The organism is Alcanivorax sp. HI0044, assembly GCF_001634945.1.
The window spans coordinates 1-11,970 of the sequence record NZ_LWEZ01000202.1; the positions used below are offsets into that span (position 1 = coordinate 1).

Sequence of the window (11,970 nt, forward strand, 5' to 3'; positions counted from 1 at the left end):
CGGTACGGGACTGGGGGATCGTTGATGTGTTCGTTCTGCCGGGTTTCCGTGAGCGTACCTACGCGGGTGAAGAGGGGCGTCCGCGTACACCTTTGCCGGTGTCCGATAACGCGCAGTACGAATCCTCGAAAGAAAACCAGCGTGTGGATTTTGCCATCCGCTACCAGCAGTACTTCGACAACGGGCTGGAGCTGGCCGTGTCGCATTTTTCCGGTACCAGCCGGGACCCGCTACTGATTCCGGATTCGCTGACGCTGGCCGAGCTGCAGGCACTGATTGCTACCGGGCAATTGCCGTCGGGTAGCGACCCGGAATTTACCCCGCTGTACAACGTCATCGATCAGACCGGCCTGGAGCTGCAATACTTGAACAGCGGCTGGTTATGGAAGCTGGAGGCGATCAGCCGATCCGGGCAGGGCGAGCGCTTTAATGCCGTGGATGGCGGTTTTGAATATACCCAGGTCGGGCTGCTCGATACGGCCACGGATCTGGGCTGGATTGTGGAGTACATCTGGGAAGACCGGGATGACAGTCTGGCGTCTCCTCTGGCCAGTGATGTGTTGCTGGGAACCCGGTTTACCTTCAACGACGTCGCTTCCACCGAGATACTCGCCGGCATCATCTATGACACCGAGGACGAGGAAAAAGCGATTAGCCTTGAGTCCAGCCGTCGTTTCGGCAATAGCCTGAAAGCCAGCCTGGAGGCCCGTTTTTATACCGATACCAGGAAGCCGCAAAGCGCCTCACAACTGTACCGGGATGCGCTGCGCAATGTGAATACCAATCCTGGGCTGGGGCCGATCAGTCGTTCTGACTTTATCCAGGCGGAATTGGTGTATTACTTTTAGAGCCGTGCTTGACGCTGGACGCCGAAGGCCTGACGGGAACGGTCGCCTTTCCTTCTTGACCCTCCTGGCAGCCAAACGTATGTTTGAAACGTATGTTTTGAACGCACAGGGCAGGGTATGGCACAGGCGGGGACAGTAGACCGGATTCTTGATACCGCAGAGGTATTGTTTGCCCAGAAGGGCTTCGCGGAAACCAGTCTGCGTGCCATTACCAGCAAGGCCGGGGTGAATCTGGCGGCGGTGAATTACCATTTCGGCTCCAAGGAAGCCTTGATTCAGGCCGTATTCGAGCGCTTCCTCACGCCGTTCAGTCTGGCTCTGGACGCCAAGCTTGATGAAATGGAAGCCTCCCGCATTCCCGATACCCCCGAAAATGTCTTGGGTATTGTGTTCCGCCTGGCGCTGGGTACACATCCCGAGGACCCCCAGCGAGCTGCCATCTTCTTCCGCCTTTCCGGGCAGGCGTACAGTCAGCCACAGAGCCACTTGCGCGAATATCTCCACCAGCACTACAGCGCCGTCTTTGCCCGTTTGCAGCGCCATCTGCAACAGGCGGTACCGGATGTGCCGCCCATGGAACTGTTCTGGCGCGTGCAGTTCAGCCTCGGGGCGGTCATTTTCACCCTGTCGGGCATGCAATCGCTGCAAAGCATCAGCAAAGCCGATTTCAATATGGACGCCAGCACGGCGGATATCACCAAACGCTTGCTGCCGTTTCTGGTTGGTGGCATTCAGGCGGAAGTGCCGGATCAGCCGTTGCATATGGGCAAGTAAAGGCGGCAACGCGTGAGGCTGGCCGGTTGCCTGGCCCGGTGATGAGGTAAGGGTTCGCGTTGCAACTTCGCACTTTCAACTTGAAACTATCCCCATGGAACTGATTATCAACTTGTCTGAACAATGGCTGGAGCTGCGTGGCACGCGGACCGAGCGCTTTGCGATTTCCTCCGCTGCTAACGGTGCCGGTGAAGCCATGGGGAGTGGTGCTACGCCCCGTGGTAGCCATGTGGTTCGGGCCCGCTTTGGTGCAGGGTTGCCGCCTGGGGCGGTACTACTGGGGCGGAAGTTTTCCGGCGAAGTATTCGACGCCGATCTGGGCGCCCGCTTCCCCGAACGTGACTGGGTGCTGAGTCGCATTTTGTGGCTTGGTGGCCTGGAACCGGGGCGGAATCTGGGTGCCGACGTGGATAGTTTCCGGCGCTTTATTTATATTCACGGCACACCGGACAGTGAGCCCATGGGCACTCCTGCCTCCCATGGCTGTATCCGGATGCGAAATGATGCGGTGATCCGCTTGTTTGACCAGGTGCCGGTGGGCACCCGGGTGACGATCATCGATTAATGTCTTCTGCCTACAAGGTTGCCATGTCTGCATCCGCCTCCCCGTTATTAATGCTCGACCTGGAAGGGCTTGAGGTCAGCGCCACGGAAAAAGACATGCTGGCACACCCCGGTGCCGGTGGTCTGATTCTGTTTACCCGTAATTATGCCAACCGCGAACAGCTGGCTGAGCTGGTACGCCAGGTTCGGGCTGTACGTCCGGACATGCTGATCGCCGTGGACCAGGAAGGTGGGCGAGTGCAACGCTTTCGCGACGGATTTGTTCGCCTGCCGCCCATGGCCGCGCTGGGGCAGCGTTATGACCAGTCTCCTGCAGAGGCCGTGCGTGAAGCGGCGCTGCTGGGCGAGTTGATGGCGTCGGAGCTGACCGAGCTGGATATCGATATCAGTTTTGCGCCGGTGTTGGATCTGGATTACGGCAACAGCTCGGTGATTGGTGATCGCAGCTTTCATGGTGATGCTGATGCCATGATCGACCTGGCCGGGGCTTTTATCGATGGCATGAGTGCCGCTGGAATGGCCGCCACGGGCAAGCATTTCCCCGGCCATGGCCATGTGGTGGCCGATTCCCATCTGGAATTGCCAGTGGACCCGCGCCCGCTGGCCGAGCTGGAGGCTGCCGACATGCGCCCCTTCATGGCGCTGGCCGCGAAACTGGACGGCATTATGCCTGCCCATGTGATTTATAGCGCGGTGGAGCAACAGACAGCGGGATTCTCGCGCTTCTGGTTGCAAACACAGCTGCGCGAGCGGCTGGGGTTCCGAGGGGTGATTTTTTCCGATGACCTGTCCATGGCCGGTGCTCACGGTGTGGGAGGTTATCCGCAGCGGGCACAGGCGGCCTTGGAAGCCGGTTGTGACATGGTGCTGGCCTGCAATTGCCGCGAAGGGGCAGAGCAGGTGTTGGACTTCCTGGGGACGCACCGGTTCCAGGGCCAGGTCCCGGCAGGCGGGCTGCGTGCGCGACCACGCTTGCCCATGGTGGCGGAGCGCAGGGCGGTTGCGACCGAGTTGGCTGTGGCCCTGCGTGAGCAGGGCATTACGTAAAACAGGCCTGCGTGAAAACTAACGAAAGAAACAGGCTCTAACTGAACAGTAAAAGCAAAGGAAGACATTAATGAACTGGGACTGGAATCAACTGCTGCAGTGGCCAACAGTCGAGACGCCAATGGATATCTGGCTGACTCAGCTGTTTATCATCGTGCTGTGCACGGTATCCATCAACTTTATTCTGATGCGCAGTATCGATGTGGCCGAACGGTTGATTGGCAAGACCGAGACCCTGTGGGATGACGCCTTGCTGGAAGCCGCACGTATCCCGGTTCGTCTGGTGTTCTGGGTGATCGGCTTGTCGGTGTCCATGGAGCTGCTGCAGGCGGTGTCCGCAGAGGAAAACGCCCTGTTTGAGTTTGTGCCTCAGGCACGCCGTATCGCTTTTATTATCATCATTGCCATGTTTCTGAGCCGGTTTATTTCCTATACGGAAAAGAACCTGATTGATCCGGGCCGTATGCGTAAACCCATGGATCAGTCCACTGCAGCGGCAATTGCAAAGTTGCTACGGGTATCCGTCGTTATTACGTCTCTGTTGATTATTTTGCAGACGATGGGTTACAGCATATCCGGTGTGTTGGCCTTTGGTGGTATTGGCGGCATGGCGGTGGCGTTTGCCGCCAAAGATCTGTTGGCCAACTTCTTCGGCGGCATGATGGTTTATTTGGACAAGCCGTTTCGGGTCGGAGATTGGGTGCGCTCACCGGATCGCTCCATCGAAGGGAGCGTAGAAGATATCGGCTGGCGCCTGACGCGCATCCGCACCTTTGATCAGCGCCCGCTGTATATTCCCAATGCCATGTTTACCTCCATCGTGCTGGAAAACCCTTCGCGGATGTACAACCGGCGTATCAATGAAAAAATCGGCATCCGCTATGATGACTGGCAGAAGATGCCGGGGATTGTGGCTGACGTACGCACCATGCTGGTTGAACACGAAGATCTGGAAACGGAAAACCGTACCCTGATCGTGAACTTCGATAGCTACGGGGCCTCTCACCTGGAATTCTTTATCTATACGTTCACCAAAACCACCCAATGGGTGCAGTACCATGAGATCAAGCAGGACGTGCTCATGAAAATCATGAATATTGTCCACGAGCACGGTGCCGAGTTTGCGTTCCCCACGCGTACACTGCACCTGATCAGCCAGAATGATGATGCCCCGGCCACGGGCCTGGAAGACAACAACCCGGAGGAGGCACAGCATGTCCAGCGCTGATGAATTGCAACAGGAATTGATGACGGTTCGCCGTAATGCCATCGAACTGCATTCCTCTGATCAGGTGCAGGAAGCCATCGCCAAGCTGGCTTTCGAGGTGACTGAAGCCTGTTCCGGCAAGGTGCCGGTGTTCGTCACCATCATGAATGGCGGCATGATCTTTGCGGCGGAACTGGTCAAGCGTCTGGATTTCCCCCTGGAGATGGATTACCTCCACGCCAGCCGTTATCTGGGAGCCACCAGTGGTGGGGATGTGGAATGGATTGTGACACCCAGTGCCACGCTGGCCGGTCGCCATGTGGTGATTGTGGATGACATCCTGGACGTGGGTTCTACCTTGTTGTCGATTATTGAAGCCTGTAAAGCCCAGGGAGCAGCATCCGTGAAAACCTGTGTGCTGGTGGACAAGCAACACGACCGCAAGGCAAAGCCGGGCCTGAAAGCCGACTTCACCGCGCTGGAAGCGGATGATTATTACCTGTTCGGCATGGGCATGGATTACAAGGGATTCTGGCGTAATGCGCCGGGCATTTATGCGGTAAGAGAGAGCGATCTCTGATGCTGGCTTTCATTGGTGGTACCGGCCTCACGCGCATGGACAACTTGCGCATCATCAAGACTCACACGGTGGAAACCCGGTTTGGTTCCCCTTCCGCACCGGTAGTGGAAGGGGAGCTGGATGGCCAGAACGTCCTGTTTCTCGCTCGCCATGGTGATCCGCACGTATTGCTGCCGCATCAGGTGAATTACCGTGCCAATTTGGCCGCGCTGAAAGAGGCCGGCGCCACAGCGATTGTGGCGGCCAATGCGGTGGGCGGTATTACCGCCCAGGCGCCCACCGGTGCGCTGGTGCTGCCGGATCAGATTATTGATTACACCTACGGCCGGGAGATGACCCTGTTCGACGACCTGGATGAACCCCTGGTGCATGTGGACTTCAGCTGGCCGTTTGATGTGACATTGCGCAATGCCCTGAAAGCCCGGTTGGCGGCGGCTGAGCTGAGCTGGAATGATGGCGGCTGCTATGGCGCAACACAGGGGCCGCGGTTGGAAACGGCCGCTGAAATTGCCCGCCTGGAGCGTGATGGCTGCGATATCGTCGGCATGACCGGCATGCCTGAAGCGGTGCTGGCCCGGGAGCTGGGATTGCCTTATGCCATGCTGTCTCTGGTGGTCAATCCGGCCGCCGGCAAGTCCACCCATGAAATTACCATGGCAGAAATCGAAGCGGTCATCCACGATGGGATGGCCAATGTTCGCCAGTTGCTGGCGGACTTTGCGCGGCATTATTCGCCGTCATAACCTCAATTCAAACAGCCGGTTTATCCGGTTGCTTGCTGTCATAAGGAGCATGCATCGGTGACGTTGCTGATTATATTCGCCACCATTTCTATCGGTTTTTCCTTTGTGTGCTCCGTGCTGGAAGCGGCACTGCTATCCATTACGCCCAGTTTTATTGCTGGCCTGCGCGACAGCAACCCGAAGCTGTATAAGAGCTTGCGCGCGTTCAAGGATGATATCGACAAGCCCCTGTCTGCCATTCTGACTCTTAACACCGTGGCGCATACGGTCGGCGCCACCGGCGTCGGTGCCCAGGTGGCAGTGGTGTTCGGGGAAGCCTGGCTGGGGGCCGCGTCGGGAATCATGACGCTGGCGATTCTGGTGTTCTCCGAGATCATTCCGAAAACCATTGGCGCGAAATACTGGCGTTCACTGGCACCGATGCTGCCGCCCACGCTCAAGGTCATCATGGTGTCGCTGTTGCCTTTTGTCTGGCTGTCCAAGCTGATTACCAGTCGTATTGGTGGCAACGAGCATGATGTGGATGTGCGGGCCGAAATACGCGCGCTGGCAGACATGGGTGAGGACCAGGGCGCCCTGGATGACGATGAACACCGGGTGATTCATAACATCCTGCGCCTGCACGATATCCGTGTGGGCGCCATCATGACCCCGAGCACGGTTTGCCGGGTGGTCGAGCCAGGCCTGACCGTGAGTGAATTCAAGGACCGTGAGAAGGGGCAGCCGTTTTCCCGTTACCCGGTGATGAGCGCCAGCGGTGAAGCGAAAGGGTATATCCATAAATCCGATTTACTGGATAGTGGCCCGGACCAGACCATGCAGACGTTGGCCCGTGAAGTATCCATGGTGCATACCACGCTGAATATTGAAGACTTGTTTAGCGCCATGTTGACCCAACGTCAGCATATGGCGGTGGTTTATGATGACCACGGCACCTGGGTGGGCCTGATCACCCTGGAAGATATTCTGGAAAGCATCCTGGGCCGTGAAATCATGGATGAAACCGATAACGTGGCCGACCTGCGCCTGTATGCGCGCCAACGCTGGAACCGGCGCCTGAAAAAGCAGGACAAACCACAGTAAGGCATTGCGCAACGCGCGCCGAGAATGGAGGAGAGCATTATGACCGGCATTTACCAAGACAATAGCGAAACCATCGGTAACACCCCCCTGGTGAAGATCAATCGCATCAGTCAGGGCAATATTCTCGCCAAGATCGAATCCCGTAACCCGGCCGGCAGTGTGAAGTGCCGGATCGGCGCGTCCATGATCTGGGATGCAGAGAAGAGCGGCAAACTGAAGCCGGGTATGACCCTGGTGGAGCCCACCAGCGGTAATACCGGTATTGCTTTGGCCTATGTGGCGGCGGCCCGGGGCTACGATCTGGTGCTGACCATGCCGGACTCCATGAGCCTGGAGCGCCGCAAGATCCTCAAGGCGCTGGGCGCCAAACTGGTACTGACGCCTGGCCCGAAAGGCATGCCCGGTGCGATTGCCAGGGCGGAAGAGCTGGTACAGGAAAACCCGGACAGCCATTTGATGCTGCAGCAGTTCAATAATCCGGCCAACCCTGACATCCATGAAAAAACCACCGGCCCTGAAATCTGGGACGCCACCGGTGGTGATATTGACGTGCTGGTTTGTGGCGTTGGCACCGGAGGTACGATTACCGGTGTCTCCCGTTTCATCAAAAACGAGAAGGGCAAGGCGATCACTGCCGTGGCGGTGGAGCCAGACTCCTCGACCATGATCTCTGCTGCCCTGAAAGGGGAAGAGCCCACCCATGGCCCCCACAAGATTCAGGGCATTGGTGCTGGTTTTGTGCCGAAGAATCTGGATATGGCAGTGGTGGACCGGGCGGAGCAGGTCAGCAACGAAGATGCCATGGAATGGGCCCACAAGCTGATGCAGGAAGAAGGTATTCTGGCCGGTATTTCCTGTGGGGCGGCCATGTGTGTGGCGGATCGCCTCAGCCAGCAGCCGGAGTTTGCCGGCAAGACCATTGTGGTGGTGCTGCCGGATTCCGGCGAACGTTACCTCAGCTCCCCCCTGTTTGCCGATACCTTTACCGAACAGGAGCTCGGCCAGTAGCGCCGGGTGTCGCTGCGTGCCCGGGTATCCCTTGCGGGTTAACCCGGGCGACGTGCTGTACTGCCAGGGGCAGGCAGGGTATAAAGGCACGATAAGCCCGAAACGGGCAGTTAGTTTTCCGCCTTGAGGCGGGCTATTGGGGGAACACCATGAAGAGCACCCTGAAATACCTCGCAGTCATGCTCTGCGGTGCCACATTGCTCAACGGTTGTTATTTTGAAGAAGATGACATCAGCAGCAGTGACCGGCAGGAGCCACTTCCTATCGTGAACAATGATGCGCCGCAAGGTACACGCGTGGTGCCGGGCGAGCAGGTCATGAGCAGCGGTCGCCACCGTAACGACATTCAGGTGGCCAACGGCGCTGCCGCGATCAAGGCGAGCAGCGAACATTACAGCACCACCGCCGAAATCTCCGTTATTCAGTAATCGCCGGCCTGGGCCGTAAACCTGCCTGCCGTACAAGCCACACCGATGGCACCGGCGGTGCATCCCCGTTATCCTTGCCGGCCGGATTCAGGCTGGTGGTTTCATGTCAGGTAAAACAGGGGCAGGCACAACCGAGGTAGATGTGGTCGTGATCGGTGCTGGCGCAGCCGGGCTGATGTGTGCGGCCACGGCAGCGTATCAGGGCCATCGGGTGTTGGTGCTGGACCATGCCAACAAGGCTGGCAAGAAAATCCTCATGTCCGGTGGTGGTCGCTGCAACTTCACCAACCTGAATACCACACCGGAGCATTTTGTCTCCGCTAACCCGCATTTCTGCAAATCGGCTCTCAAGCGTTACAGTCCCTGGCACTTTGTGGAGCTGGTGGAACGTCACGGCATCGAACACGTGGAAAAAGCGCCGGGGCAATTGTTCTGTGCGGACTCCTCCAAAGATATTCTTGGCATTCTGCTGACGGAATGTGAGTGGGCCGGAGCCGAGATCCGCTTAAAGACTGATATTCGGCGCGTCAGACAAACGGCATCAGGCTTTGCGTTGAGCACCAGTGGGGGCAGCGTTCAGTGTACAAAACTGGTCGTGGCCTGCGGCGGCCTGTCGATCCCCACCATGGGTGCCACCGGCTTCGGGTACCAACTGGCGGAACAGTTCGGGCTGGACGTTTTGCCCACCCGTGCCGGGCTGGTACCGTTTACCCTGCAACCGGATGACAAGGCCTGGCTGGCCGCCCTGTCTGGCATCAGCACCGATGTGGTGGCGCAAACCGCAGGTGCATCCTTTGCCGAGCCCATGCTGATTACCCACCGTGGCCTGTCCGGGCCTGCCATGTTGCAGGTATCCAGCTTCTGGACGCCGGGACAGCCAGTGACGGTAGATTGGTTACCCCAGGTGGCGGACCCGTTTGCGCAGTTGGTGGAGGAGCGGCGAGAGCACCCTAATCGTGGCCTGGAGCGTTGGCTGCGCCAGTATTTCTCCCAGCGTCTGGCCGCTGCACTGGCCGATCAATTCGGCTGGCAGGGCAATCTTCAGCAGTTCAGCAATGAACGGCTGGCAAGTGTTGCTGCGACGCTGAAAGGCTGGGCGTTCAAACCCTCGGGCACGGAAGGCTATCGCACGGCGGAAGTGACCCTGGGCGGGGTGGACACCGATGCGATTTCCTCAAAAACCTTTGAAGTCAAAACGGTACCCGGGCTGCATTTCATTGGTGAGGTGCTGGATGTGACCGGGCAGCTGGGCGGGTTCAACTTCCAGTGGGCGTGGGCCAATGGCTGGTGTACGGGGATGGCGCTGTAAGTCATGCCTTGGTGGGCGATTGAATGAGGCGAACGGTGGACTGAATCGCTTGCCCCTCTGATACCCCCTTCCTATTATGGTGATGACGAGGCGTGGTCGGGTAGGTGGGGTGGTGGTGAATGACACGGATAATGACGAGCTGATTGGTCAGATTTACGAGACGGCGCTTTCCCCGGGCGACTGGGTGGATCTGGTCGATACCATTACCAGCTGGACAGATGTTCCCTCAGGCCCATCACCGGAATCGGTGAGTATCGCTATTGATAGCAGAAGAACGCCTGCCGAAGTCGAAGTACTGATCAATCATCTGGATCGCGCCGTGCGCAGTAGTGCGTATATGCATGCACTAGAGGACCGCACCCGTATCCTCAACGACATGTACAACCAGATGCCCTGGCCCATGCTGATGCTCGATGAGCAAATGTGTGTGCTCGAATGCAACCCGGTAGCGGAACAGGCCTTGTCCAGTGGGCCGTTGGAGATTCTGCCGGACGGGTCTTTGCAGTTCAGTGATCGGGAACTGCGCCAGTCCCTGAAGCGGGTAATTTCACTGGAAGCAGGGCGGGAAACGCAGCTTCTCAACTCCCAGCAGGACTCGGTTTCCTTACTCTGCCTGCCGGTGGAAAAGTCCGATGCGCCAGGCAGCATTTCCCAGGTACGCACCATTGTCTGGGTGTTGGCCGGGCAGAGCATGGTGACGCCCTCGCCGGAGATGCTCCGGTCCGTCTTTCATATTACCCATGCCGAATCCCGTCTACTGCACTTGCTGTGTAAAGTGGGCAATCTGAACCAGAGTGCCGAGCTGCTCAATATCAGCGTGCACACGGCCCGCACCCAGCTCAAGTCCACCATGAGCAAGCTCAACGCCAGTAGCCAGGTGCAATTGGTCAGTCAGGCCATGGGGCATGCCCTGGTGCAGGCAGCCCGGTTGCCGCATGTGCAGGCTGAACGGGAATTTACACTGTCGTTACCCGACGGCCGGGTACTCAGTTGGTACGAGTATGGCGATCCGAGTGGGCGCCCGGTACTGACGCTGGATAACCTGGGGGCTGCGGTGCCCGACCATACGTTTTTTGATGGCTGGTACCGGGAAAAAGGTTTGCGCATGATCATGATCGTGCGCCCCGGATATGGCATTTCTACCTACAAGAAGAACTTTGAATTTCGGGATTTTGCTGACGATATTCTGGCCCTCTGTCAGCACCTGAAAATTCAGCGGCCGCCGATGGCGGCGTATTGTGGGGGTGGTCCCTATGCCCTCTGCGCTGCAGCTACGCATCCGGAAATTTTTGAGCGGTTGGGTATTCTTGCCAGCACCGTCCCCATTGAGCATTTTGAGCTGGATAAACTGGACCGCTTACACAAGATGTTCCTCCGGCTTTTTCGTCGCGACCCACGTTTGTTTGTGTTGATGGGCCGGCTCGGCTTGCGCGGCGTGCAACATGCGCCGGAAAAGTATTTTGCCAAGCTGGCCAAATCGCTCTGTCAGCATGATCAGGACGTGCTGGGTAATCCGGATCTACTGGGCCGTTTAATCAAGTGTATGCGGCGGAGCCATTTCCAGGGCGCAAAAATTCTTATCGATGAATACCTGCGTCTGCAGTTTCCCTGGAAAGTGGATCTGGGGGATATCTCCATTCCTGTGCTTCACTGGCACGGTGAAGACGACCGGATTATCTCTATCGGTAGTGCCCGTGGTCTGGCGTCCGAGATCCCCGGCGTGAGATTTCGCAGCTTTTCAGGATTGGGGCGTTTCATGATCTATGCCGTCTGGGAGGACTTTCTCAGCGAGTTGCTGGAATTACCGGCGGATACGGAAAACGGGTAACCGTCCGCAGGGAGTATTCGGTAGCGCCTTAGACAATACCGGGGAACTTTGCCTTGAAGTCATCGGGCACGGGCATCACGCCGTGGTTGTGGTGATCAAAAAACACGAAGCCCTGTTTGGCTAGCACCACCAGTTGCCCGCTGGGTTGTTTGGTTACCCGAAAAATCAGGTCCGCTCCGTACTTGTTAAAATCCATCAGCCCCACTTCAAATTGCAAATCGTCCTGCGCAAAGCTCTCTGCACGATAACTGGCTACCAGGTCGGTCACCACAATGCGCTCCTGGCTGTAATCGATATCGCAGAAGAATCGGTAGCGAGCTTCGGAAAGCAGCGAAATCATCTGATCATTGCCCACATGTTTACCGGTATTCAGGTCGGTCATGCGCACGTTGATGGTGTGGGTATAAAGAAACTGCTCGGGCAAATCGAGTTTGACGCGCGCCATGGGAGGAAGCTCCGGTGGAGTGGGGGAGGGGGCTTATTTTAGGTTCTTCGCGGGTTAGAGTGAAGAATACGCTATTTGCCGTTTGATGGGTTTATCACGAATACCC

Annotated in this window: 12 protein-coding genes and 1 pseudogene; 12 read left to right on the forward strand and 1 reads right to left on the reverse strand. The window is 57.6% G+C overall.

The window, feature by feature from the left end:
- The 12 genes and pseudogenes from A3730_RS30910 to A3730_RS02450 all read left to right on the forward strand — a co-directional run.
- Window positions 1–848: pseudogene (locus A3730_RS30910) on the forward strand (hypothetical protein); the annotation flags it as partial.
- Between the two features lie 117 nt (window positions 849–965).
- Window positions 966–1,622 (forward strand): TetR/AcrR family transcriptional regulator, encoded by a 657-nt coding sequence (locus A3730_RS02400; RefSeq protein ID WP_063520896.1) that lies wholly within the window; start codon window positions 966–968, stop codon window positions 1,620–1,622.
- A gap of 94 nt (window positions 1,623–1,716) precedes the next feature.
- Window positions 1,717–2,187, forward strand: a complete 471-nt coding sequence (locus A3730_RS02405) for a L,D-transpeptidase (RefSeq protein WP_063520895.1) — start codon at window positions 1,717–1,719, stop codon at window positions 2,185–2,187.
- Window positions 2,187–3,233 carry a beta-N-acetylhexosaminidase gene (nagZ, locus tag A3730_RS02410; protein WP_063520894.1) on the forward strand — a complete coding sequence of 349 codons (1,047 nt, stop codon included), beginning with the start codon at window positions 2,187–2,189 and terminating at the stop codon, window positions 3,231–3,233. The genes A3730_RS02405 and nagZ overlap by 1 nt, the downstream gene beginning before the upstream one ends.
- A gap of 70 nt (window positions 3,234–3,303) precedes the next feature.
- Window positions 3,304–4,461, forward strand: coding sequence for a mechanosensitive ion channel family protein (locus tag A3730_RS02415; RefSeq protein WP_063520893.1), 1,158 nt, complete (start codon window positions 3,304–3,306; stop codon window positions 4,459–4,461).
- The gene (locus A3730_RS02420) at window positions 4,448–5,020 is read left to right on the forward strand and encodes a hypoxanthine-guanine phosphoribosyltransferase (RefSeq protein WP_063520892.1); all 573 of its coding nucleotides are present in this window, start codon (window positions 4,448–4,450) and stop codon (window positions 5,018–5,020) included. Before A3730_RS02415 ends, A3730_RS02420 begins: the two co-directional genes overlap by 14 nt.
- Complete coding sequence (locus tag A3730_RS02425) at window positions 5,020–5,763, forward strand: S-methyl-5'-thioinosine phosphorylase (protein ID WP_063520891.1); 744 nt, start codon at window positions 5,020–5,022, stop codon at window positions 5,761–5,763. Before A3730_RS02420 ends, A3730_RS02425 begins: the two co-directional genes overlap by 1 nt.
- A 57-nt stretch (window positions 5,764–5,820) precedes the next feature.
- Entirely contained in the window at window positions 5,821–6,846 is a 1,026-nt protein-coding gene (locus A3730_RS02430; protein ID WP_063520890.1) for a CNNM domain-containing protein, read from the forward strand.
- A gap of 39 nt (window positions 6,847–6,885) precedes the next feature.
- Entirely contained in the window at window positions 6,886–7,854 is a 969-nt protein-coding gene (cysK, locus tag A3730_RS02435) for a cysteine synthase A (RefSeq protein ID WP_063520889.1), read from the forward strand.
- A gap of 149 nt (window positions 7,855–8,003) precedes the next feature.
- On the forward strand, window positions 8,004–8,282 hold the full coding sequence (locus tag A3730_RS02440; RefSeq protein ID WP_063520888.1) for a hypothetical protein: 279 nt from the start codon (window positions 8,004–8,006) through the stop codon (window positions 8,280–8,282).
- Between the two features lie 103 nt (window positions 8,283–8,385).
- Window positions 8,386–9,591 carry an NAD(P)/FAD-dependent oxidoreductase gene (locus tag A3730_RS02445; RefSeq protein ID WP_063520728.1) on the forward strand — a complete coding sequence of 402 codons (1,206 nt, stop codon included), beginning with the start codon at window positions 8,386–8,388 and terminating at the stop codon, window positions 9,589–9,591.
- Window positions 9,592–9,706: 115 nt separating this feature from the next.
- A complete protein-coding gene (locus A3730_RS02450) occupies window positions 9,707–11,419 on the forward strand; it encodes an alpha/beta hydrolase (protein WP_231880678.1) in 1,713 nt (570 codons plus the stop codon).
- A gap of 28 nt (window positions 11,420–11,447) precedes the next feature.
- Here the strand turns inward: A3730_RS02450 and A3730_RS02455 are convergent, their stop codons facing one another.
- A complete protein-coding gene (locus tag A3730_RS02455) occupies window positions 11,448–11,864 on the reverse strand; it encodes a thioesterase family protein (protein WP_063537407.1) in 417 nt (138 codons plus the stop codon).
- Between the last annotated feature and the right edge of the window lie 106 nt (window positions 11,865–11,970).